This window comes from Streptomyces thermoalcalitolerans (genome assembly GCF_039525155.1).
Classification (GTDB): Bacteria; Actinomycetota; Actinomycetes; order Streptomycetales; family Streptomycetaceae; genus Streptomyces; species Streptomyces thermovulgaris.
Genome location: NZ_BAAAHG010000004.1, coordinates 158,694 through 180,507 on the forward strand (window position 1 = coordinate 158,694; position 21,814 = coordinate 180,507).

Annotated in this window: 20 protein-coding genes and 3 pseudogenes; 4 read left to right on the top strand and 19 right to left on the bottom strand. The window is 69.6% G+C overall.

Annotated elements, in window-relative coordinates:
- Positions 1–217 precede the first annotated feature (217 nt).
- The 5 genes and pseudogenes from ABD224_RS04535 to ABD224_RS04555 form a co-directional block, all read right to left on the bottom strand.
- Positions 218–352: pseudogene (locus tag ABD224_RS04535) on the bottom strand (reductase); the annotation flags it as partial.
- An 86-nt stretch (positions 353–438) separates the two neighbouring features.
- Positions 439–1,026: a winged helix-turn-helix domain-containing protein gene (locus ABD224_RS04540; RefSeq protein ID WP_344047007.1), complete on the bottom strand. Its 588-nt coding sequence runs from the start codon at positions 1,024–1,026 to the stop codon at positions 439–441.
- A gap of 328 nt (positions 1,027–1,354) precedes the next feature.
- Entirely contained in the window at positions 1,355–1,669 is a 315-nt protein-coding gene (locus ABD224_RS04545; protein ID WP_344047009.1) for a DUF6891 domain-containing protein, read from the bottom strand.
- 251 nt (positions 1,670–1,920) lie between these two features.
- Entirely contained in the window at positions 1,921–2,655 is a 735-nt protein-coding gene (locus tag ABD224_RS04550; RefSeq protein ID WP_344047011.1) for a hypothetical protein, read from the bottom strand.
- A 122-nt stretch (positions 2,656–2,777) separates the two neighbouring features.
- Positions 2,778–3,140 (bottom strand): arsenate reductase family protein, encoded by a 363-nt coding sequence (locus ABD224_RS04555; protein ID WP_344047013.1) that lies wholly within the window; start codon positions 3,138–3,140, stop codon positions 2,778–2,780.
- A 255-nt stretch (positions 3,141–3,395) separates the two neighbouring features.
- Between ABD224_RS04555 and ABD224_RS04560 the strand changes: the two genes are divergently transcribed.
- On the top strand, positions 3,396–3,704 hold the full coding sequence (locus ABD224_RS04560) for a hypothetical protein (protein ID WP_086794359.1): 309 nt from the start codon (positions 3,396–3,398) through the stop codon (positions 3,702–3,704).
- Between the two features lie 51 nt (positions 3,705–3,755).
- Here ABD224_RS04560 and ABD224_RS04565 read toward each other — a convergent pair whose 3' ends face one another.
- The 3 genes and pseudogenes from ABD224_RS04565 to ABD224_RS04570 all read right to left on the bottom strand — a co-directional run bounded on the left by ABD224_RS04565 (position 3,756) and on the right by ABD224_RS04570 (position 5,908).
- Positions 3,756–4,940 carry a winged helix DNA-binding domain-containing protein gene (locus ABD224_RS04565; protein ID WP_344047017.1) on the bottom strand — a complete coding sequence of 395 codons (1,185 nt, stop codon included), beginning with the start codon at positions 4,938–4,940 and terminating at the stop codon, positions 3,756–3,758.
- Between the two features lie 116 nt (positions 4,941–5,056).
- A pseudogene (gene pspAB, locus ABD224_RS29420) lies at positions 5,057–5,209 on the bottom strand (PspA-associated protein PspAB); the annotation flags it as partial.
- Between the two features lie 219 nt (positions 5,210–5,428).
- On the bottom strand, positions 5,429–5,908 hold the full coding sequence (locus tag ABD224_RS04570; protein WP_344047134.1) for a thiopeptide-type bacteriocin biosynthesis protein: 480 nt from the start codon (positions 5,906–5,908) through the stop codon (positions 5,429–5,431).
- A 109-nt stretch (positions 5,909–6,017) separates the two neighbouring features.
- Between ABD224_RS04570 and ABD224_RS04575 the strand changes: the two genes are divergently transcribed.
- Positions 6,018–6,161 (top strand): hypothetical protein, encoded by a 144-nt coding sequence (locus tag ABD224_RS04575; protein ID WP_344047138.1) that lies wholly within the window; start codon positions 6,018–6,020, stop codon positions 6,159–6,161.
- Positions 6,162–6,272: 111 nt separating this feature from the next.
- On the opposite strand, the gene ABD224_RS04580 is transcribed toward ABD224_RS04575, so the two are convergent.
- The 11 genes from ABD224_RS04580 to ABD224_RS04630 form a co-directional block, all read right to left on the bottom strand.
- Positions 6,273–7,583 carry a hypothetical protein gene (locus ABD224_RS04580; RefSeq protein ID WP_344047019.1) on the bottom strand — a complete coding sequence of 437 codons (1,311 nt, stop codon included), beginning with the start codon at positions 7,581–7,583 and terminating at the stop codon, positions 6,273–6,275.
- A 95-nt stretch (positions 7,584–7,678) separates the two neighbouring features.
- Positions 7,679–8,194 carry a nucleoside 2-deoxyribosyltransferase gene (locus ABD224_RS04585; protein ID WP_344047021.1) on the bottom strand — a complete coding sequence of 172 codons (516 nt, stop codon included), beginning with the start codon at positions 8,192–8,194 and terminating at the stop codon, positions 7,679–7,681.
- A 49-nt stretch (positions 8,195–8,243) separates the two neighbouring features.
- Positions 8,244–8,903 carry a class I SAM-dependent methyltransferase gene (locus ABD224_RS04590; RefSeq protein ID WP_344047024.1) on the bottom strand — a complete coding sequence of 220 codons (660 nt, stop codon included), beginning with the start codon at positions 8,901–8,903 and terminating at the stop codon, positions 8,244–8,246.
- Positions 8,900–10,759, bottom strand: a complete 1,860-nt coding sequence (locus ABD224_RS04595) for a hypothetical protein (RefSeq protein ID WP_344047026.1) — start codon at positions 10,757–10,759, stop codon at positions 8,900–8,902. Before ABD224_RS04595 ends, ABD224_RS04590 begins: the two co-directional genes overlap by 4 nt.
- Positions 10,760–10,883: 124 nt before the next feature.
- Entirely contained in the window at positions 10,884–12,110 is a 1,227-nt protein-coding gene (locus tag ABD224_RS04600) for an MFS transporter (RefSeq protein ID WP_344047028.1), read from the bottom strand.
- A gap of 91 nt (positions 12,111–12,201) precedes the next feature.
- Positions 12,202–13,407 (bottom strand): ATP-grasp domain-containing protein, encoded by a 1,206-nt coding sequence (locus ABD224_RS04605; protein ID WP_344047030.1) that lies wholly within the window; start codon positions 13,405–13,407, stop codon positions 12,202–12,204.
- Positions 13,404–14,582, bottom strand: a complete 1,179-nt coding sequence (locus tag ABD224_RS04610) for a DegT/DnrJ/EryC1/StrS family aminotransferase (RefSeq protein WP_344047032.1) — start codon at positions 14,580–14,582, stop codon at positions 13,404–13,406. The genes ABD224_RS04605 and ABD224_RS04610 overlap by 4 nt, the downstream gene beginning before the upstream one ends.
- Entirely contained in the window at positions 14,579–15,781 is a 1,203-nt protein-coding gene (blsG, locus tag ABD224_RS04615; protein WP_344047034.1) for an arginine 2,3-aminomutase, read from the bottom strand. The genes ABD224_RS04610 and blsG overlap by 4 nt, the downstream gene beginning before the upstream one ends.
- Positions 15,782–15,870: 89 nt before the next feature.
- Positions 15,871–16,740 carry a CGA synthase-related protein gene (gene blsF, locus ABD224_RS04620; protein ID WP_344047036.1) on the bottom strand — a complete coding sequence of 290 codons (870 nt, stop codon included), beginning with the start codon at positions 16,738–16,740 and terminating at the stop codon, positions 15,871–15,873.
- Positions 16,728–17,747, bottom strand: coding sequence for a cytosylglucuronate decarboxylase (gene blsE, locus ABD224_RS04625; RefSeq protein ID WP_344047038.1), 1,020 nt, complete (start codon positions 17,745–17,747; stop codon positions 16,728–16,730). Before blsE ends, blsF begins: the two co-directional genes overlap by 13 nt.
- Before the next feature lie 16 nt (positions 17,748–17,763).
- Positions 17,764–19,023, bottom strand: a complete 1,260-nt coding sequence (locus ABD224_RS04630; protein WP_344047040.1) for a hydroxymethylcytosylglucuronate/cytosylglucuronate synthase — start codon at positions 19,021–19,023, stop codon at positions 17,764–17,766.
- 999 nt (positions 19,024–20,022) lie between these two features.
- On the opposite strand from ABD224_RS04630, the pseudogene ABD224_RS04635 reads away from it, so the two are divergent.
- Together ABD224_RS04635 and ABD224_RS04650 are read left to right on the top strand one after the other, a co-directional pair.
- Positions 20,023–20,142 (top strand): annotated as a pseudogene (locus ABD224_RS04635) (IS607-like element ISCARN56 family transposase); the annotation flags it as partial.
- A gap of 671 nt (positions 20,143–20,813) precedes the next feature.
- The gene (locus ABD224_RS04650) at positions 20,814–21,743 is read left to right on the top strand and encodes an RNA-guided endonuclease TnpB family protein (RefSeq protein ID WP_344047044.1); all 930 of its coding nucleotides are present in this window, start codon (positions 20,814–20,816) and stop codon (positions 21,741–21,743) included.
- The last annotated feature ends 71 nt before the right edge of the window (positions 21,744–21,814 follow it).

The window sequence follows — 21,814 nt, forward strand, 5'->3', positions numbered from 1 at the left end:
GTTCAGCCGACTCACGAATCAATCAGAGATTTTTTGGCCCGGCACGTTTCAACTGCCTTTTGCACACGGTCAGTTGCTTCGATCTCACCTGCAGTGGTCAGCGGCCGGCGGCTTCGGGCCCCTCGCCTCCGGCGCCGGGCCGAGCCCCTTGGGCGGTCGGCCGGCCCACCGGCCCCGTCTCCAGCGGGCGCGGGACATCCGCGCGGTGCGGGGCGTCGTACAACGACCGCACCCCGGCCGGAGGTCCGTGCCGTCCCCGGTGGAGGACGGTCACTTCCCAGCCGCGCCGGGGTGCCGGTTCGGCGCCGGCCCGTCCCACGAACCCCGTGCCGCCCGGCACCAGAGGTCTCATGCCGGTGACCGTGTCCTGCGCGGCCGTGGGACGGGACCGGATCCGCCGGGAACAGAGACAGAAGAGAGGGAGAGGAGCGAGAGGATTCAGTGTCCGGTCGGCGGGACGTACTTGTAGCCCACGCGGCGCACCGTCCGGATCGCCGTGCGGTACTCGGCGCCCAGCTTGCGGCGCAGGCGGGCGATGTGGACGTCGACGGTGCGGCCGTCGCCCACGTGGCCGTAGCCCCAGACCGTGGTGACCAGCTGGTCGCGGGTGTGGACCCGGTGCGGGTGCGCGACGAGGTGTGCGAGCAGCTCGAACTCCAGGTAGGTGAGGTCGAGTTCACGCCCGGCCACCTCGGCGGTGCGCCGTACGGGGTCGATGCGGATGAGCGGGTCGCCGCTCTCGTCGGCGGCCTTGCCGGTCTCGTCGGCCTCGCCGGTCTCCGGCTGGTCGGGCACGGCCACCGGCAGGAACGGCGGCTGCCGGTCGGCGGGCACCAGCACCAGGTAGCCGACCATCGGCGGCCGGCCCGGCAGCGCGGGCAGGATGTGCTGCGGAGCCGGCAGCCAGGTGGTGCCCGGCGGCAGCAGATCCGTGAGGTCGGGAGTCTCGTCCCGGTCCACGGCGCGCAGCCGGTGCCGGGCGGGAGCAGGGGAGGGGACGGTGGTCAGAGAACGAGGGGTCGCCATGAGGGGTCAGCTCTTTCGCGCGAGGGTCGTCGGAAGGATCGACGGCCGCGAGTTCGTGATCGGGCACGCCGAGGGACGTACGTCGTCTCGCGCCGGCCGAGGGCCAGGGGTGTGCGGCTTTACCGGGCCGACGCGCTGAACGCGCGACAACACACCCGGTCGAAGTCGTGATGCTGACGTGAGGGCCAGAAGGGCTCGAGGTCGTGACGACCCGTCAGGGTGCACTTCTGGAAACCGGCCATGCCCTCATTCAAACAGACTTCGCGCCGTCGCAGGAGTCCCTCTCACGCTTCGGACGCCTCCCGGCGTCAACCCGACGTTGCGCAGCTCACCCCGTCGGACGTTTGTGCCAGGTCAGAGGCTTGACCATGATCGCCTCGTCCGGGCTTCCGTCCCACAGCGTGGACAGCCCGGACGCGGTGAGGGCGGAGACGACCTCATGGCCGACGGCGGCCGTGGTGGCGGCGGAGCCGTCGAAGCCGCCGTGGAAGAGCATGAGCCCGTGCCCCCGGACCGCCCGGGTGAGCCGGTCGGGATCGGTGGGCCCTTCCCATGTCTCCTGCTCGGCCGGTCTCTCCAGCCGGAGCCGGTCCACCAGCCGCTGTGCCCGCGGGCGTGACACGGGCCGTTCGTCACCGTCCACCAGTACTCCCCGGCCGCCTCGACGAGCCGGGCCCGGGTGAGGTGCCCGCAGTGCAGCCAGAGCCGTACCCGCGCCTCGCGCACGTCATGGCACGCGTCACCGGCAACGCGGTCACGGCGAGGGGTGTCCGCGGCACTGCGGCCCCGACGCACAGGTCCCGCCGCTCCTGGCCGGAGCAGCGGGACCATGACCGGACGCACGGTGTGCCGGCCCGGGGCCGGCATCTCACCGGTCTCCCGTGGGCCCGGGCGTCAGCCCACCTTCTCGATCAGCGCACGGCGGATCAGGAACTTGCCGGGCTCGCGGACCTGCTCGAAGGCCGCGTTGTTGAGCAGGACGCAGCTGCCGGAGACGGACGTGACCTTCACCGTGATGGACTTGTTGTTGTCCAGGTTGGTGACCTTCAGCGTCGTGCCCGCCGGGAACTGGTTGCTGGACGCCGCCGGCGCGCCGCCCTCACCCGAGAGCGTCACCGTGGAGCCCTGGCAGACCTGCTGGCCGGAGGCCGCGGCGCCACCGCCCGCGTTCCCCGCGTCGCCGGCCTGCGCACCACCGCCGGCCTGCTCACCCGCCTGGCCGCCGCCCTGCTGACCCGCCTGCCCGTTCTGCTGGCCGTTCTGCTGGCCGTTCTGCTGTCCGGCCTGCTGCCCGGCCTGGGAGCCCTGAGCCGACTCCCCCACCGTGCACCCGGACGCGGCCTGCTTGCGCTTGATCTCCTCGATGACCGCCTGACGGTTGGCGATCCGTGCCTCGGACTGCGCGTCCGGGTTGGCCCGCTGGTCCTCGATGAACCGCTGGTTGTTGCCGAGGGCGGTGGCGAGCCCCTGGCAGACCGTCGAGTCCCCGGCGGACAGGGTGCGCGCGTTGTCCGGCTGCGAGGCGTTGGACGTGGCCGCCATGGTGATGGCTCCGCCTCCCGCCACCACCGCGGCACTGGCCAGCAGCGCGATCTTCTTCTTCGTGCTGAGAGTTCTCTTGCGCGACATGCGCGCCTCCTCCAATGGGGTAGGGGGGCGTACGCCGCTATGTACGAGACGCCGAACGAAGTTACTCAGCGGTTACAGGAGTCAGTCGCTGTGACCTGGGTCACGTGTGGGGGTGGTGTGGGCTATTTCCGTCCGAGTGCGTCCCGTACCGCCTCCTCCGTCCGGGCCACCACCGCGGTGCCGTCGTCGGCGGTGATGATCGGCCGCTGGATCAGCTTGGGGTGCTCGGCCAGCGCCGCGATCCAGCGGTCACGCGCCCCGGCGTCCCGCGGCCACTCCTTCATCCCGAGCTCCTTCGCGGCGGCCTCCTGCATCCGGGTGATGTCCCACGGCTCCAGTCCGAGGCGGTCGAGCACCTCCCGGATCTCGTCCTCGGTCGGCACGTCCTCCAGATAGCGGCGGACGGTGTAGTCGGCGCCCTCGGCGTCGAGCAGGGTGAGCGCGCTGCGGCACTTGGAACAGGCCGGGTTGATCCAGATCTCCATGCGCCCCACGGTATCGGCCGGGCGCCCCACGGGTGCCCGCGTACGCTCCGGCGGAGCCGCCTGTTCGATTTTCCGCCGCCTCGCAAGCCCCGTGCGCAGCAGCTGTGACAGGGCCGCAAAATGCCGTCTGACCTGCATATTCGCTGGCTTCGTGGCCCTGTCCGATGTCAGTGCCGAGCAGTAGACTGGAGGCAGTGTTCGAGAGCGTTGCGGGAAGTCTTTCCATGGCGCTCCCACTGCGACAGGAGGATGCCTGTGCCCGCTGCCGCACTGAAGCCGAAGCCGACCCAGTCCACCGCGAAGCGTCCCGTCCTGCTCGACCTGCCCTACGAACCCGTGCGGAAGCGACCGTTGCCGGCGGGGCGCCCGCGCGAGTGGTACATCACCCACAACCGCCGTCTGAAGGCGATGCGGCTCGCCATCGCCCTGCTCGACCTGGGCGTCTATCTGCCGCACCAGGCCCGCAACGAGACGATCCGCAGCACCGCGGAGCTCATCGGCGTCCACCCGCCGTCGGACACGACGTGCCGCATGGTGCGGGAGCTGATGCGCTGCTCGAGCTGAGCCGGGGCCACCGGGCGCCCTGCGTCCACGAGGCGCCCGGTGAGCACCGCGCTATGCCGCCAGTTCCTTCTCCAGCGGCGTCCGGAAGCGAGGCGTGACCCTCGTCGGACCCAGCAGGGCCCGCAGGCCCTCCGCCCGCCGGGCGATTGCCGCCTCCGCTTCCGCGCCGACCCCCTCCCGGTCCAGGATCCGCCAGACGATCTCGCCGTCGGGACGCTGGGCCCAGGCGCCGACGACCCGCCCGTTCCACCACACTGTCGGGCCCACATTGCCGCTGCGGTCGAACAGGCGGGGCCGCAGCGCCGACGGGAGGTACCAGTCCCGTTGCCGCCAGCCCATCGCCGTGGGGTCGAGGGCCGGCAGCAGCGCCGCCCACGGCTCGTCCGGCCCGGCGACCGGGGCGACGTCGTCCTCGGCGACGTACGCCGTGCCCTCGTCCACCCGCACCTCGTGCGCCCCCGCCGCGGCCAGCGCCCGCCGTACGTCCGTCACCCGCCACCCCGTCCACCACGTCAGATCGGCCTCGGTCGCCGGGCCGCAGGAGGCCAGCCAGCGGCGCAGCAGCACCGCCTGGGCCTCTGCCGGGTCGAGTCCGGGGTGCGCGGGGGCGAGAGCCCAGCGGAACTGTGAGGAGGTCCAGGACCCGAGCGGCCGGCCCCGGACGATCCTGCCCTCCGCTCCCAGGACGCGCAGCAGCCGCGAGGAGACGGTGTGCACGGCCTCGTAGCTCTTCCCGGCCGCGTACACGAACCGCTCCCGCAGCCGCGGCTCGTCCTGGGCGAGTTCGGCCGCCGTGGCCTGGCCGCGGCGGGCCAGCGCGGCCAGCGTCGACTCCTCGACCTCCTTCAGCCAGGCCTCGTCCGGCGCCCCCGCCTCCGCCATGTCCTTGATCAACGCGGCACGTGCCCGGGCGGCGACGGCGAGACCGGTCGAGGCATGCACCACGGCGGTCAGCTCGGCCGGGAAGACGAACACGGTGTTCCGCATCCCGTGCATCCGCACCAGCGTGCGGTCCTCGTACAGCGCGCGCTCCGTCCGCTCCACCGTCCCGCCCGGCTCCGCCAGCCGGGCGCCCACCCCCAGATACACCGTCGCCGGATCCGTCCCGTGCAGCGCCACCAGCGACTGGGCGACCTCCTCCGGTGTCGCCGCCTCCGCCCCGCCGGCCAGCCGGTGCCGCCATGCCAGTCTGGCCCGTCGCTCCGCCACCCCGATGTACCGCGGCTCCCTGCCCATCAGGCCTCCCGCCCGTGGTTGTCGCGCTTGTCGTGCCGTATCCGTCAGAACGGCATCCTGCCCCGTGCCACTGACACCGGCCCGCGCGGGACACGCCGCGGCGGCGGCCACGGCGGTCACAAGCCGGGGGCGCCCCAGACCGGGAACCAGCGGCCCAGGTCCTGCTCGATGCGCAGGTCGTTCTCGAGGGTGGCCTTGATGCGGCGGGCTTCGCAATGCGCTCCTCGGCCTTGATCTCGGCCGCCACGATCCAGATGCGGGCAAGGGGCCGTTCCAGCTCCTCGACGGTCGGCGGCGTTGGCTCTTCCAGGGGCGTTGAGAAGAGGTCCGCGAACGGCTCGAAGAAGAGCTGCCCGGTTCCGTCGAGAACCGGAGCCGGCACAGTCGCATTCCTCCCAGCGGCGATACATCGGATCGTGGCCGAGTGCTCACGCCGGCCTCGTTCAATGGACGGAGTCAGCGCGCCGGGCGTTACAGTCCACGGCCGGTCATGTCCGGTTGTCGTGGTGGAGGATGGCGGCCCTGGCTGCCCGGGCCAGGATGCTCTGTCCGCGGATGGACAGTCCGAGCCGGTTCCAGCGGAAGATCACGTGATAGCCGGGCACCTGTCTCAGCCCGCGGTTGAGTGTGCCTTCCTGAACGGCATCGCTGAGTGCCTGCCCCGCACTCTGGAAGGCGGCGGCCCACTCGGCGATGGGCTCCAGGAGCCCGTCGGGGCGGAGCATGGCGTCGCTGTCGGCAAGGAGCAGGGGGCGGATCTCCTTCGCACGCCTGGTGAGGAGGTCCGCAGGTGCGTCGTTGATGGCCGAGCGGTGTTCGTTCGTGATGACGCGGTCCCATACGTCGCCCTGCTCGTACCACTCCAGTCCGGCCGCGCGCATCATGAACGTGCGGAGGAGAACGGACAGTTCTCGCGGCCCGACGCCCAGGCCGTCACGGTGCCGCAGCCGCCCACCGGCTTCAGGCAGCCGACTGCGCGCCCCGTCTCGTCGTCGGAGACGGCCTGCGCGGGCACCAGGACGGCGCGGAGTACGACACCGTGATCGCCACGTGCGCTGTGCGTTCCATCCCTCCCTCGTGGCTCTGGCAGCTGAAGGACCGGGGGAGCATGTCACCACGATCAGCGGCTGGATGCCCGGCTCGGGCCTGATCCGGCTCGACCTGGACGAGGAAGGCGTGGCCCGCGGCCGACGCCGGGCAGGTGGGTCGTGGATCGGGTAAGGCGCCGGATCGGGGAGGGGCCGGCAAGGACGGGAAGCGGACGGGCGTGGCACGTTCTTTGCCGAGCCCACTCCTGCCCCCCTTCCCGGTCCGGTCCCGGTCCGTGGAGTGTCAGTCGGCGGCGGTGGAACTCGACGGGCCGGCGCCGGGATGCCGCTCAAGAGGCGTCTGGCTGATGTCGACCCTGCCCTCTGGCGACACGGTGACGACTTCCCGCCACAGGACGGCTTCGCCGGGCAGAGGCGTTCCGCGTGCGGCGGCGGTGTCACGCAGCTCGGCGAGGAACGCCTCGACCTGGTTCCGGGCAGCAGCGGCGTCGTATTGGCGGGAGAGCGCGGATGTAGTGCTGCCGAGGTGGGCCGGCGCGGGGTGGACGACGGTGCCGTCGGGTGAGCGCAGGGAGATCACCGTGGCGGGCCGGTAGGGGGCAGTGAACATGGGCAGGCTGGAGAAGGGGTAGACCCGGTCGCCCAGGATCAGCGACACGGCCGCACAGGCCGCCGCCACGGCGAGCGGGACAGCGGCCGACTCCGGTGCCAGGAGCCCGTGCCCGTCGTGGGGCAGGGGCAGGGCCGCGAGGGCGGCGAGCATGGCGTTCTCACGGAAGTCGACCATCAGCCACCACCGGCAGCACAGATGGAAGACCACCAGGGAGACAGCGATCACGAGCCGGGGACCGTAGCCGATCAGCATCACCGGCGTGCTGAACTCCAGGAGCAGCGCGGCCCAGAGCAGCAGCACACCCCATTGGGGATGGAGGGTCAGAGCACGGGCTGGGCCACGTTCCGGGAGCGGCTGTCCATCTCCGGCGCTGTAGCGGGCGAACAGCGTGAGGTAGAAGGGGAACAGCCTTCGGTCGGGCCACCGAAGGCCGCGCTTGCGGACCTTGGCGACGGCCGCCACGACATAGTGCGCCGCGATGGCTCCCCACAATGCCTGAGCCGCGTGTGAGGTGCCCGGGCCTGCGGCCCCTGCCGGGCCGAGGACGCCCACCGTGCACACCATGGCCAGCAGCGTCATTCCCAGCAGGTGCAGGTGGTGGTGGACGTGGAAGGTCTTGGTGCCGTCGTCCTCCTCGGTGGTGTACCCGGAGTGCTCCTGGGAGAGATACACCACTACCAGCAGATGAAAGCCGGCCGCCAGGAGCACGAGTGCCGCCCAGAGCGCCACGCCGGCGGTGAAGGCCCCGGCCGACACCGCCAGCAGCAGTCCCAGCGTGGTTCGGCCGGCCCGGCTGGAGAGCCGGTCACCGGCGCGTGCTCCGAGAGTGCCGGATCGCCACCCGCCGCCGGAGCCCAGTTCGCGGAGCGGTCCCCAGGCGGCCATGAGTGTGATCAGTGCGAACAGGCCGCGGAACAGCAGATCGCGTACGGCGTCCGAGTCGCCCCAGACGTCCAGCCAGCCGTGCTCGTACATGCTCACCGCTCGTCTCCTTCTCACCGGTCGCTTTCCAACGAGCAGTCGGCGCCCACCGCAGTGTTCGTGCGGTCGGCGCCGGTCGGGTGCGTCAGGGCTGGTCAGGCGGAGGCGGGGAGCCGGCTGACGGCCCGGCGAATGGCCGCGTCGATGTCCGCCAAGGCCGAGGCGATGTCGGTGACGTACACGAACTCGACGGTAGCCACCGAGCCGAGCCCGCGGACGAGATACCCGTACTCCTCCTCTCTCCCCTCCTCCATGAGCAGCACGATCGGCTTGCCGAGGACGCTGGCCCAGCCCATCTCGATGTGTGTGCCGGGCGAGGGCGGGATACCGGGGATGGCGACGAAGACATCCGCGTTCTCTATTTCCTTCTGATCGAGCGCGGTGCACTCGGCAGGGGCCAACACCTCCTCGCCCCAGGCCTCGCGGCGGTGCGCGTTGTAGACCTGGATGCCGTACTGTTCGAAGTGCTCGATCAGCACGGTGAACGGGCGGCAGGCCGCATCGGGCATTCGGCCCGTGGCCGAGTCGACCAGTCCCATGAAGGGGCCGGCGAGGAAGATGCTGTTGACGCCGGGCAGGGCGGGTCGAGGAGCGTTGGACGGAGCGGTCATCGTTCAGGCCTCCGGACGGACGGGCTCGGTCGGTACGGCAGGGCTTTGGTCAGTCCTTGATGAAGCACTGGATGTAGGCGTTGCCACTGGTGCCGTAGGTGTACTCGGTGGTGTCGTACGCCGTGTAGGTGTGCCGCTCGACGTGGATGCGGCGGAAGTGGTCCACGTATTGCCAGCGCAGTTCCGGCCTGGTGCTGAAGAAGGGGATGAAGACGCCGCCAGGGCGCAGTACACGCACCACCTGGGGCATGGTTCTTGCCCACAGCTCTTTGTCCTTCCACACCTCCATGTCGAGCGCCGGGTCGAAGAACATGCCGTCGATGCTCTCCGTGGGAAGGTCGTGGATGCGCTGGAAGAAGTCACCGCGCTCGATGGACAGAGTGGGGGGAAGCTCCGGGTGCCTGGCCCGGAACAACTCCTCCACTTCGTCGAAGATCTCGAGCACGGTGTGGCTGCGGGTGGCGGGGTTCGTGGCGATGCGCAGCGCGGACAGGCCGAGGCCCAGTCCGACCTCGTAGAAGTCGTGGCCGTACTGGCACAGTAAGTCCGCGCTGGCCCACATCAGGTCCCGTTCCCACTCCTGCATGGCCTGCTCGCCGCCGATGCTCAGGGTGACTTCGCCATCGGTCTCGATGAGCCGGATCTCGGGCTTGGCGCTGTTCTCCTCGGCGGCGGTGTCGTCGGTGTGGCCGGTGCCGGGTCGGGTCATGGCTGTCCTTTCGGGAGGGGGTTCGGCCGGTTCTGCCGCGGAACGACACCGAAGTGCCGCCGGGCGGTGGTGATCGCGAGGTCTTGCACGGCGAAGACGGTGAAGTAGTAGGCCTGGGGAGCGGTGCCGGGCGCCACATGCACGCGGAAGGACACCTCGCGGGCTTCCCGGTCCGATCCCTTGATCTTCGTGACGGCGGGTTCGACAACGGTGTCGTCGCGCAGATAGCTGGGGACGAACAGCCCCAGGCGTACGGGTCCCGGTCGAGCCGCGGTCAGGTGGGCGCGTACGTCGAGCACCTCGCCTGCGGCGACCTCGTCCGCGGCATACGCCTGGAGTTCGGGGGCGCCGGGGACGCGGAAGACGACGTCTCCGCACCGCAGGCACACCACGCAGACGGTGTCGAGGATGTGCGGCAGGAGGCCGCGCCGGGTGAAGCGCTGGGCCGGCCGGCCGCAGTGGCAGACGACCTCGTCGACGTGTTCGTCCAAGCGGCTGCGGTCACCGAAGTAGGCGGGGTAGTTCATCAGCTCGGTCTCCGGCGCGGCGGCAACCTGCTGAGCGATGACGTGGTCGAGGGACTGCAGATCGGCGGTGAGGGAAGCGCGGATCTCCCGTTCCGACTGGCTGGCCAGGCTGGTCGGCCGGGCCACCCACTGATCGACTTTGCGGGCCAGTTTCTCCAGCCTCGGCCGCAGCGGGTCCTGGGGCGGCAGTAGTTCACCGGTGAGCAGAGCGGTGAGCCGGGTGCCAGCGGTGAGCACCAAATCGTCGGGCCGGTGGTCGAAAGGCTGAGGAGCGGGCAGGTCCGCGCTCCGGACGGAGGGCAGCCCGAACCTCATGAAAGCCGGGTAGGGGTGCGAGCCGGCCAGGCTCGCGTTGAGGACGTCCACCGAGTCTGCGCCGGTGCCTGTTCCCCGCATCCAGGCGATGTTCTCCGGGCGGTCCGAGTCATGCACCGAGACGGCCGAGACCACCGTGCGCGCGGGGCCGTCCAGGGCGTTGAGCAGCAGCTGGTACCGGGGATCGTAGAGCGCCAGGTCGGACAGGGGACCGCTGTTGCAGGCGCTGAGGACGACCTCCGCCGCCCGCACCTGGTTGAGCGGCACCAGCTTGTCTTCGGGTTTGTAGCAGGGCAGCCCGTAGGCACAGCGGGGGCCCAGCGCGCCGAGGTCGCGGGGTGCGGTGGGGTTCAGACCGCAGATGGTGAACTCGCCGAGGTTGATGCTGTCGTCCTTGCCGTGTCCCTGGAAGACGACGGAACGCCAGCGGTGGTCGAGGATGGCGGCCTGGATGTCGGTGCGCTCGAAGTCGCGGTCGTCGTAGGTGTGCACGCCTGCCACGGGAGCCGGCCGATCGGTGTCGGTGAACAGACCGGACCGGGTCAGGGTGCCGTCGGTCCGGGCGTACTGTTTGGCGACGTTCCACAGCAGCGAACGCCAGTCCCGGCCGCTGAGGAAGGACAGGCCGACGTCCGGCGCGCGGTAGCTGCGGTGGAGCAGGGCGCGGAGCGGGTCCAGCCGCAGTCGGGGATAGGTTCCCACGACCAGGAGCGTGCCGTGCGTCTCGTGGCCGAAGCGGTCCAGGTCGGCGGGAGACAACCAGTTCCGGGCCAGGGGCCGGACGAGGTCGACGAGCCCGTCCGGCAGGTCGGCGGGCTCGTCCAGCAGGACGGCGTGGTCGACCGGGTCCGGGAGCAGGGTGCCGTCGTAGAGGTGCCGGGCGAGTTCCGTCGATGCGGTCAGATCGGGGCGCCCGGTGACCACCAGGGGGATCCGGCCGCCGGCGGGGTCCTTCAGAAACTCCTGTACCGCTTGAGGTAGTTCGGCTTGTTCCACGGGCTGGAATACAGACACGTGACAAGCGCCGGCCGTGCTGTCGTCCGGGTCGGAGGCAAGGGGGTTTCCGGTCCCGCCGAACTGCTTTGAGATCACTTCTCTTCTTCCTGTTTCCCTGAACGGCTTCCGGGTGCGGGGCCGCTCAGTTGGCGTGAACGTGGGGTGAGGTGGGGTGGGCAAACCGTCCGCGGAATGCGAAGGCCATGGCCATCGCGGCCAGGCACAGGCCCGCCGCGACCGGGAAGACCGTACGGGCTCCCAGCGGATCGACGAGGAGGCCGGCCGTCTGCTGGCCCACTGCGTCGCCGGTCACGGTGGCCAGGGCGACCCATGTGAACGTCTCGGCCTGCTGCTGCGGGTCGGCCAGTCGACTGACCAGCGTCATCTCGCATGCGGACACCAAGGCGATGGGGGCGCCGCCCACCGCCAGGGCCAGCCCGAGGGTCAGCTCGGACGTGGCCGCCACGGGCAGTGCGGCTCCCACGGCATACATCAGCAGCAGCCGGGGGAACCGCTCGTGCGCCGGCTGTGCGGACTGCATGCGGCCCAGTGACAGCGCCCCGACCGCGCTTCCGACGCCCCAACAGGCGTAGACCACCCCTGTGGCGTCGGGCGAGCCGAACTCCCCCACCAGTGCGGGGATGGCCAGCGTCATCAGGCCGATGGGCACGGATGCCACGCCGACCACGAGAATCACAGCCTGTACGTCCCGGTTCGCAAGCGGCCCCCACACCCGGCGGGGGGCCTGTCGTGATGCAGGGGAGGCGTCGTCGGAGCCCGCGCGGGTGAACGGCGTGAAGGCCAGCCCGATCGCGCCCGCACCGCCCACGGCGGCCACGACGGTGAGGGCCTCCGCGGCCGACCCGACGACCATGACACCGGCGAAGATCAGTGGTGCGCCGACAATGAGCAGCTCGGTGAGGGTCGCCTCCCAGAGGTAGGCGGTGTCCCGCTCTTCGTCGGTGAGCGGTAAGCGCGCCCACAACGTACGCATGAAGGCGTTGGCCGGAGGCAGGGCGATTCCGGCGAGGACGGCCAGTGCGAGTTGGGCCGGGCTTGCAGGGCCCGTCCCCCACACGAGGGCGGTGAGCGCCGCCGGATATGTCAGCCCCGTCGTGAGCAGAACGGCTCTCGGGCCTGTTCGGTCCATTCGCCGGGCGATGAGCGGGCTGCCCAACGCCATGCCCACCGTGTACAGAGCCGAAACCAGTCCGGCTTCCGGATAGCCGCCGCCTTGCTCGCGCACCACCAGAATGAGGGCGAGTGACACGAGATAGACCGGCAGACGGGACACCACGCTCCAGATCACTGGCCGGGCTGCCTGGGGGCGGGTGAAAAGCCGGAAGAACTGCCGGACTGTCCCGATCATCGTGGCTGGACTTCTTTCGTTTCGGGAATCTGATCTCAGGGAACTGACGGAGCTTGCGTTGAAGCGGCGGGCCGGGCTCAGGACAGTTGGCTTACTCGATGTCTATTGAGAACCGATCCAGCACGTATTGCATTCGTTTTTCGACCTCGACGGCGGTGGTGCCGGCGACATGGACATATCCGCAGGCGTTGTGCGAGGCGCGGCGCGCATGGACCCGGTCACCCGGTGCCACGCGCAGCTCGGCCTCGATGACGCCCGGCAGATCCAGCAGTTCCTGCCGCGAGGTGACGGCCCGGACGATCCCGGAACGCGGCATCGGCAGCAGCAGGTCGCCCACGCATCGGCGCGCGGTGTAGGCCAGGACCGGGCGGCGCCCCTGGTAGGCGTCCAGCACGGCGCCGAACACATCGAAGCCGTAGGCGTGCCCGTGATTGGCGGTGATCTCGCAGCCGGCCACCCGGACACCGACCTCACTGGCGTAGACCTCCCCGTCCGCCTCGAAGAACTCGAGGTGCACATAGCCGTGGTCGATCCCCATGCCGTGGACGATGCGCTCCACCAGGCCGTGCACATCCGAGCTGGGGCCCGGCCCGGCGCCGACGCTGATGTTGGCGTTCATGGCGCCGGCCACGATGTCGAGCGGCCGGCTGGGCATGGCGCTGGGCCAGACGTCCATGACCTCACCGTCGAAGACCAGAGCACACGCTTCCCACTCGGTGCCCCCGACGTACGCCTCCACGAGCCAGCGACGGGCCGTCAGATCGACCTGTCGCAGGTCGTCGGGGCCGTTGAGCAGGTAGGTGTCGATGCACGCGAAGGAATCCACGGGTTTCAGCACCACGGGCCAGCCGTGGACGCCGGCGAAGTCGAGAACCTCGGTGGCGTGGTGGATGCGCTGATAGGAGGCGGTGCGCAGACCAAGTCGACGGAACTTGTCCTTCATGGCTGCTTTGTCACGCACCCACTCGACCTGTTCGGCACTCAGATGAGGGAGTCCGGCCAGGGCGGCGAACCGCTGCGCGATGTGCTGGCGAGGTTCGGACGGATTGCAGAACCGGGTCGGCTGCAGCGGCTGGTCCGCGACCCAGTCCAGGTAGCGTTCCACCTCCGCTTCGAGCGGTACGTCCGCGCGCACCCAGAACGCCGGGAGGTGAGCGGTCTCCCGCAGGTACTGTTCCGACAGGTCGCCGCGGACCTCCTCGAACCGCAGCAGCACGAGCTCGTGGGGGCGCTCGCGGGCCGCGTAGCGGGTGAAGCTGCACGCGCGGTCGTCGACCATCAGCAGGGCGCCGCTCACAGCTCCTCCAGCGTCTGTCGCAGGGCCTTCGCCGCAAGGACCTGTTCGCTCTCGGACAACTCGGGCGACAAGGGCACGCACAGGGTGCGGTCCAGCAGTGACCTCGTCCGGGCGAATCCGTCACGGCTGAGAGCACGGGGAATGCCCTCAGCGAGGTTCCAGGGAAAGCCGTCGGCGTAGAGAGAACGCCGGCCCTGGAGCACCGGGTGTTCCGGCAGCAGGTATTTGTTGAGGGTCCAGTTGGCGATGCCGCGACGAGTGAGAAGAGTGACCGCCGCGTCCCGCAGCTCAGGGCTTTCCATGCGCAGTCTGAGGCTTGTCTTGACATCGCCCGCGCTCCTGGGCAGGAGCGTGATGTCCGGGCGTTGGGGCAACTCTGCGACGGCGATGCGGTAGTGCCGTGCCAGCCCGTCCACGATCCTGCCGAGGTGCCGGAACTGCTGGAGCTGGATGGCGGCCACTTCCTCGCTGGTGACGAAGTTCTCGCCGTAGTAGGCGTCGTCGTTCCAGGTGGGGTAGTGGCCGGGCTGCCGGGCCGACCCGTGGTCGTGGTAGCAGCGCATCACCTCCCACACCGCCCGGTCGCCGGTCACCAGCAGACCGCCTTCTCCGGAGGTGAGGACCTTGTTGTGGTGGAAGCTGAAGGCTCCGGCGTACCCGGCCGTGCCGACCGGTCGGCCGTCGGGGAAGGAGGCTCCGAGTGCCTGCGCGGCGTCCTCGATCACATAGGGCACGCCGGCCGGCAGTGGTGCCACCGCGCCTTCCATGTGAGCGACGATCACCCGTTGGGCGTCGGAGGGCAGGAGCGAGGCGTCGAGGGCGAAGGAGTCGTCCACATCGACCGGCACCGGTATCAGGCCGGTCGACAGAACGGCTCCGGCCACGGCCACGAAGGTGACGGCAGGGATGTAGACGACATCCCCGGTACGGGGCCGGGTGCTGATCAGCGCGAGTCGCAGGGCCTCGGTGCAGTTGTGGACGGCCAGCACATGGCTGACGCCGAATTCTTCCGCCACTCGGCGTTCCAGCCGGCTGGCCATGCTTTCGGACTCGGTTTGGTAGCGGAACAGCACTTTCTGCTCGACAGCCGCGCGCAGTTCGCTCATGTCGGACCAGTCGAGGTAGTTCGCACCGTAGGGAAGGAAACGCTGGCCGAGCCGCTTGTCCATGGTCATTTCCGGTCACGCCCCTTCTCCCTTGCGGCCGGGTCGCGATCCAGGTCCGCTTCCGTCAGGGGGCAGGCCGCGCTGTCGACGACCATTTCCTGCCCCTTGTAGTTGCGCAGCACAAGCCCTTCCGAGGTGAGACGGTGACAAGGCTGCGCCATGGGAATCTTCCCCAGCCGGGTGGTGAGGACGTACTGCGGAACTCCGAAGCCGGTGATGTGGCCCTGGAGTCCCTCCATGATCTCCCATCCCTTTTCCACGGACGTCATGAAGTGGGAGACACCTGTCACGTTGTCGCAGTGGTACAGGTAATAGGGGCGTACGCGGATACGCAGAAGTTCCGTCATGAGGAAGCGCATGGTCGCGACGTCGTCGTTGACGCCGCGCAGCAGCACCGTCTGGTTTCCCACTGGAATGCCGTGCCCCAGTAACCGGTCGATGGCCCGCTCCGCCTCCGGAGTGATCTCCTTGGGATGGTTGAAGTGGGTGTTGAGCCAGACGGGATGGTACCGAGCGAGCATCGCGCACAACTCGTCGGTAATGCGCTGCGGCAGCAGCACCGGAAAGCGCGAACCGATCCGGATGATCTCGACACTGGGAATGGCCCGCAGGCCACTGATGATCTCCTCCAGCCTGTCGTCCCGATACGACAGGGGATCTCCCCCGGTCAGCAGGACATCACGGATCTCGGGGTGTTCGGCTATGTACCGCAGGTCGTCATCGAGGTCCTCGCCCTCGTTCTTCTCGAAGTACGTGCCGTCGACCTCGGTGGTGTGGAACTTGCGCGTGCAGTGCCGGCAATAGACCGGGCATGTCTCCGTCACGAGCAGGATGGCCCGGTCCGGGTATTTGTGCACCACCCGGTTGGTCTTGCGGTAGAACATGTCGCCCACCGGGTCGATGTCCGCACCGGTGTGCTCCATCAACTCGCTCAGGGCGGGCACCGCCTGCTGCCGGACCGGACAGAGAGGGTCGTCCGGGTCCATCAGCGACGCATAGTAGGGGGTGATGGACCACCGGTACTTCCCGGCGGTCTCCGCCATGGCCTTTTCCTCATCGGCGGTGAGGTTGATCCACTGGCGGGCTTTCTCGGCCGTGTTGATGCGCTTGCGCATGTGCCAGCGCCAGTCGTTCCACTGCTCGTCGGGAATGGTTTCGCGTGTGATGGACGGCGCGGTGGTGTCAGCCTGCTTGCTCGGATAAGGCATCGGGCTTCTCCCATCCAGGGGAACACAGGGCCGTACGGTCTTGTCGGCGCAGTTGCTCGGACGAGCGGCGGCTCAGCGGAGCCGAGATGTCACATCGAGGGCGGCACCATGGCGAGTTGACGTAGTTTCCGGGCGATCCGCTGGGCGCCGCGCAGGTCGTCATCGGTGATGTCGCCCGTGATCCGGGCTGCCGCGCCGGTGTCCGGCGGCGCTTGCAGACGCTCGGCCAAGTCGCGCTGGGCCGGACCGAGCGGCGGCAGCAGTTCGAGGGGAGCCTTGCGGGCCCGGGCCAGCGCCACGGCGGACCAAGTGGGCGAGGCGTGGCAGGTTTCGGCTCTGGCGTGCAGGGCGTCCACGTCCACGTCCGCGGCGACGTGCAAGCGCAGCCCGGACATGCTGGGAAGCGCGTTCCGCACGGTGGGCAGCCCGGTGTCGCACACCAGGTCGCAGCCGCCGGGGCCGGCGGCGGCCCGGGTGACCAGGGGGCGCAGTACGTCGTCCGTGTAGGCGGCGAGGTGCTCGGCGCGAGCGTCAGCAGCGGACACCAGGACCAGGCATCCAGCACGCGAACGTGCGCGGGCCGTCCGGGCGGGGGCGAGCACTCCGCAGCGGCCCGGGCCGCCGGTGGTGTCCGTGGGAACCGGCAGCCGGGCGGGCCCCTGGATCTGCTGGACCACGGCCGCGACGGCAGGCACCGGCCCGGTGCGGTGACCGCAGTGCAGGTACACCACGGGGACACCTTGTGCGGTGAGTTCCTCCGCCGCTTTCGGTGCGTCGCATACCAGGGCGACCTGCGGGGGTGCTCCTTGCCAAGGCCTGGCACGCGGGTCCATCGGGTGGGGACGGTAGGCCACGTCCGCCTCGGTGAGGTGGACGGCGACGCGGCGGCGGGCGGTCAGCGCGTCGAGCCGTCCCGGATCGTCGACCAGGAGCACCCGCAGCGGATTCAGTACTGCCACGGCCGCACAGCCCCCAGGCGAGCGATGTCGTCGCTGTATCCGGCGGCCGTCGTGGAGCAGCCGTTGCAGCTGCGTGGGCCAACCGCTCGGAAGTGGGCGACGTGTCTGCGGAAGGCCGGTGTATCCAACGCGATGACGTCGCCATCGCGCAGCGGCGCACCACCGATGTCGCCGTCCTCCCGGTGAGGCAGGCAGCTGCACCCGTACGTACGCTCGTTCTTGGCGTCGATGTAGATGACGTCTTCCACGACATGACACACGGGGCCGGTCGGCCGGGGCGTGACGGAGTCCGAGAAGAACAGTTCCTGCTCCTCCGGGGTGTCCCCGTAAAACCGTTTGCCGAGCGGCACCAGCAGCGTGTCGGGGTCGGCCTCGTAGATCGGGTCGCAGACCGTGCGCACATGCTCCGGGTCGGGGTATTTGATGCCGCGGTCCAGTTTGATGGGGGACAGCTCCCACTGGCGGACTCCGGCGTCGGTGAGAATCCGCTGGAGTTCGGGCATCTGCTGGTAGTTGTGCGGGCCGACGACCGTGTTGACCCGTGGCAGTACGCCCAGCGCAGCGGCCCGGCGCAGGCCCCGCAGCCCGTTGTCGAACATGCCGGGAGAGCGGCGGTAGACGTCATGGGTGTCGGCGGAGGAGCCGTCGAGGCTCACGATGACCTGCGCGAGCCCGGCTTCGGCGAGCCGCTCGATCTGCCGCGGGAGCATCATGCCGTTGGTTATGACCGACATCCGCATTCCGGCGTCAGTACCCGCGCGCACCAGGGCGGCGAGGTCGGGGTGCATCAGAGGCTCCCCGCCGGTGAAGCGCACATAGCCCACTCCGGCCTCGATGGCTGCGGGCAGGAGCGCGGCGAAGTCGCCGGTGGTGAAGCGGTAGGTGTCCCGCGACAGGGCGAACTCGCACATGAAGCAGTCCGCGTTGCACGCCTCAAGGATCCGGATGAACAAGTACCGTTGACGTCCGTTGGACGAGGCAACCGCGACAGCGCCGCGTTCAGTCATGGTGTGCGCTCTCCGATCAGTCGGCCGGCTGAGATGTCTGCGAAGCTCCCGCTGGCTTTCCTCGTACAAGGAGGGCGAGCACATGGTCCGCCACCTGTGCGGCTCCGGACCTGCCGAGGGCGGTGGTGAGACCGGTCCAGTCGGCGCCGTCCTCCGCCCGCCGAAGTGCGGAGAGCACCTGGTCGCGTATGGCGCTGCGTACGCCGGCGTCCCCGGCCGCGGCGGCGATGCCGGCGTAGATCACGCGCAGCGCGTCCTCCTCGGAGACCGTGCGGTCTGCGAGGACGGCGTCCACGGAGAAGACGTGCTCGGGCCAGCGGACCTGGGTGTCGGCGCCGGTCGCCTGGCTGTGGAACCGGCCGTTGAAGATCTGGCTGAGGTTTTGCGGCGGCAGACACACCACTGGGATGGCCAGCGCGCCCGCTTCCAACAGCGTGGTCAACCCTGGTGAGGTCAGCAGCACGTCGGCAGCGGCGAGTCGTTCCAGGAACTCACGGTGGCCCAGGGGCGCACAGCTGATGGTTTTCATCTGTGCGTGCGCGGGGGACACGTGGGCGAGAAATCCCGGCGGGAGATTTCCCGCGATATGCACCTCCCGTATTCCGTAGGCGACGAGCGCGTCGAGGACGGGACCCAATACGGCGCGTGGATAATTTGTCCAGTCGGCCAAGGTGGGCGACTGGAGACCACCGAAGTTGACCAGGGCCCGCCGTGGGGAACACGGTGCCGTTGCTTTGCCGGAGGAAGGCGCGGGACGAGTCGCGATGCCCGGCGCCACAATAGCCTCCACCCACTGAAGGTTCTTCACATCCGCGAGAATGTCCCGGCTGGCGTCGGGTATTTGGAGGCAGCGCTGGGCACAGTAGACCGATGCGTGGAAGGGCAGAGACCTGCGGTCTCCTTCCGTCCACAGGAACGGCAGGCTGTCCACGAAAACGGTCGGAATTCCGGCGTCCTGCAGCGCGCTGGCCGTCGGCCCTTCGAGTACCACCAGGGCCGCTGCCGCGCCTTCTTCTCCGGCCAGTTTGGCGGCTGCTGCCGGATCGTCCCCGCTGTCGTGCCACCGGTCCACGCCCGACTCGGCAAGCAGGGGTCGGCCCAACTTGGAACTCAGCCCAACGAAACGCAGCGGACGGGGCGAGTGTGCACGCAGCGCCGTAATGACCGCACTGAGTTTTCCGCCGCTGCCCCACCCGAAATCGGCACCCGCGATGGCGATCGTGGTCGGGACCGGTAAGCCTGGAACATCCGCCGAGTCGGACGAAGTCACTGCCATCACATCAGCTCCCTCAAGCCAGAGACATTGCCAGGCGCCCCAGCCATGATTGATGAGCCCTGCGGTGAAGACAAGTGCGCCGGCCATGCAATTCGGCAGTTGGCCAAAACCGGCCACCGAAGAGACGGGGTTAATTCGGCCACCGAGTGAACGGTCAAATTTCAGTCATGGGGCGGCCAGGGTGCGAGCGCTCTTATGTGATCAGAAACTTATTGGGTTCAGGCGTTGAGGGTGTGGCGGACGTGTGGGCCGCTGCAGTATCCGCTCGATCACTGATGCCTTGCCGCCGGCCTTGATTGCCCAGGTCGCCTGGGCCCGGCAGAGCCGGCAGCAGCCGCACTGGCTGTCGACGGGGACCTCTCGGCGGCAGCCGGCACACTGGCCGACGGCGTGTTGCCGGCCGCAGGTGCAGCAGCCGCGGCAGAACCGGCCGGGCTGTCCCCAGGCGAAACGGCCCGTGCAGGAGGCCGTCGGCTTGTTGTCGCTGATCTTTCCCATCGTGGCGGTGGCGAAGTCACACCGGCGGCAGAGAGCGGCCGTCCCGTCGCTTGGGCACGACGGCCGGAACCGTCGTCCCGGTCGTGGCTTCCTGAACACCGACCTGCCGGCCCGCACGCTTGACCTTCTCGGGCTCGGGGATCAGCAGATCGCCGGTCTCGCAGCCGAGGCCCGCGCAAGAACGAATCCGGCCAGCACGCCGGTCTCGAACTGCTCCGGCTCCTCCGCAGAGACCGGATCACAAAACTCGCGCGGGTCACGTACGACAGCCGGCGCCGACCCGAGCCTCCTCACCTTCGGCCCGACCGCGCACCGGTCGGACACGATGAGAACGCTTCAAGAATCCCGAGGTTACGTCACTCGATTGCAAGCCCCCAGGAAGAGGTGGAACCCCTGGCCACCGGGGCAGGACCTCAGCTGGGCTCAGGGGGTGAAAGCCGCTACAGACTTCGTAGTCATTCATAGTCATCTCTGGTCGTGTGTCTTGTGTGCGTCGGCCTTGTGAAGCTCTCGGAGTGGGCCCGGCGGCAGGGCGTGAGTCACCAGCCTGCGTGGCGGTGGGTGAAGGACGGGAAGATGCCGGTTCCGGTCCGCCAGGCGCCGTCCGGGACGTGGCTGGTCGTCCTGGACCCCACCGGGACCACCGACGGCCTGGTGCGGGACATCACCGAGGCATTGACCTCGATGTGCGCGCCTGCACGGGCGGCGGGCTGCGAAGAACCGGGCTGCCCGCGCGGTGGCCGTGGCGACCGGCGAGGACGGCGGGTGAGGAAGTTCCGCCCGCAGCCGGGGTTCCAGGTGCAGGCGTTCCGGTTCGCCCCGGACCCGAACGCCTCCCAGGAGGCAGCGCCGCGATCGCACTGCGGTGCCGCGCGGGTCGCCTGCGACTGGGCTGTGGGCTGGGTGACCGCCTCCTGGTGGCAGCGCCGTGCGGAGGAGTCCTGCAAAGTCGCCGAGGCGTCGCTGACCGAGTGGCGGCCGTGGTCGCTGCCCGCCCTGCGGAAGGCGTTCAACGCCGCCAGGCACACCGACCCCGGCTTTGCCGGTTGGTGGGAGGCCAACTCCAAGGAGGCGTACAACACCGGGCTGGCGAACGCTGCTGCCGCGTTCGACAACTACGCGAAGCCGAAGAACGGCAAGCGGCGCGACAAGCGGATGGGCACGCCGCGGTTCAAGCCGAAGCGGAAGGCGCGTCTTTCCTGCCGGTTCACCACGGGCGCGATCCGCGTGGACGACGGCGGCCGGCATGTGACGCTGCCGAGGCCGGGCACGATCCGTACCATGAGCCGACCGTGAAGCTCCTCGCCGGTGTCCAGGCCGGGACCGCGCGAATCCTGTCCGCCACGGTAGGGCATGAGCAGGGACGCTGGTTCGTGTCGTTCCAGGCCGAGGTCAAGCGCGACCTGCAACGCGTGGCACGCCCGCACGTGGCGGTCGGCACCGGCCTCGGGGTGAAAACCCTCGCGGTGATGGCCGACAGCACCGGCGAGATCCGTACCGTCACCAATCCACAGCACTACGACACCGCGCTCAAGCGGCTGCGCCGCGCGTCCCGCGTCGTCTCCCGCCGCCAGGGCCCCGACCGGCAAACCGGGCAGAAGCCGTCCCGCCGGTGGGAGAAGGCCAACGCCCAGCGGAACAAGATCCACCACCGGGTGGCGAACCTCCGCGAGGATGCCCTCCACAAGCTCACCACCAGCGTGGCGGCCGAGTACGGCACGGTCGTGGTCGAAGACCTCAACGCCGCCGGCATGCTCCGCAACCGGCGCCTCGCCCGCCGCATCGCCGACGCCGGATTCGGCGAGATCCGCCGCCGGCTCACGTACAAGACCCGTCCGCGCCGCGCCACCCGCATGATCGCGGCTGACCGCTGGTACCCCTCCTCGAAGACCTGTTCCAAGTGCGGCGCGGTGAACGCCAAGCCGCCGCTGCACGTCCGGACGTATGAATGCGACGCCTGCGGCCTGGTCATCGACCGGGACGACAACGCCGCACTCAACCTCGCCGCTCTCGCGACGGCCTGCATGACTGGTACCGGAGTGGCCGGAGACCAGGGCACCGCCCCGGCGGTGTCGAAGCCTTGCGGAGCCGACCAGAAGACCCGCGCCACCCGCACCCGTCGCACGACGAGTGCGGGGCGGGCAGGTGGCGCAACCCCGCCGCGGCAGCGGCAGACGGAAACGAGAGACCGTACTCACGCCGAAGTCCTGACGCTTCGGTGATGCGACGGACCTTCCGGGCCGAAATGCCCGGGACGCTGAGACCTGACTACGGACTCGGCAACGGAACTCAC

What these genes read in the sequence shown, in the direction of transcription:
- ABD224_RS04600 (WP_344047028.1), bottom strand. Translation starts at nt 12,110, where the DNA reads ATGATCGGGACAGTCCGGCAGTTCTTCCGGCTTTTCACCCGCCCCCAG.
- ABD224_RS04550 (WP_344047011.1), bottom strand. Translation starts at nt 2,655, where the DNA reads ATGTCGCGCAAGAGAACTCTCAGCACGAAGAAGAAGATCGCGCTGCTG.
- ABD224_RS04565 (WP_344047017.1), bottom strand. Translation starts at nt 4,940, where the DNA reads ATGGGCAGGGAGCCGCGGTACATCGGGGTGGCGGAGCGACGGGCCAGA.
- ABD224_RS04590 (WP_344047024.1), bottom strand. Translation starts at nt 8,903, where the DNA reads ATGACCCGACCCGGCACCGGCCACACCGACGACACCGCCGCCGAGGAG.
- ABD224_RS04630 (WP_344047040.1), bottom strand. Translation starts at nt 19,023, where the DNA reads ATGGCAGTGACTTCGTCCGACTCGGCGGATGTTCCAGGCTTACCGGTC.
- ABD224_RS04540 (WP_344047007.1), bottom strand. Translation starts at nt 1,026, where the DNA reads ATGGCGACCCCTCGTTCTCTGACCACCGTCCCCTCCCCTGCTCCCGCC.
- ABD224_RS04555 (WP_344047013.1), bottom strand. Translation starts at nt 3,140, where the DNA reads ATGGAGATCTGGATCAACCCGGCCTGTTCCAAGTGCCGCAGCGCGCTC.
- ABD224_RS04610 (WP_344047032.1), bottom strand. Translation starts at nt 14,582, where the DNA reads ATGACCATGGACAAGCGGCTCGGCCAGCGTTTCCTTCCCTACGGTGCG.
- ABD224_RS04585 (WP_344047021.1), bottom strand. Translation starts at nt 8,194, where the DNA reads ATGACCGCTCCGTCCAACGCTCCTCGACCCGCCCTGCCCGGCGTCAAC.
- blsE (WP_344047038.1), bottom strand. Translation starts at nt 17,747, where the DNA reads ATGACTGAACGCGGCGCTGTCGCGGTTGCCTCGTCCAACGGACGTCAA.
- blsG (WP_344047034.1), bottom strand. Translation starts at nt 15,781, where the DNA reads ATGCCTTATCCGAGCAAGCAGGCTGACACCACCGCGCCGTCCATCACA.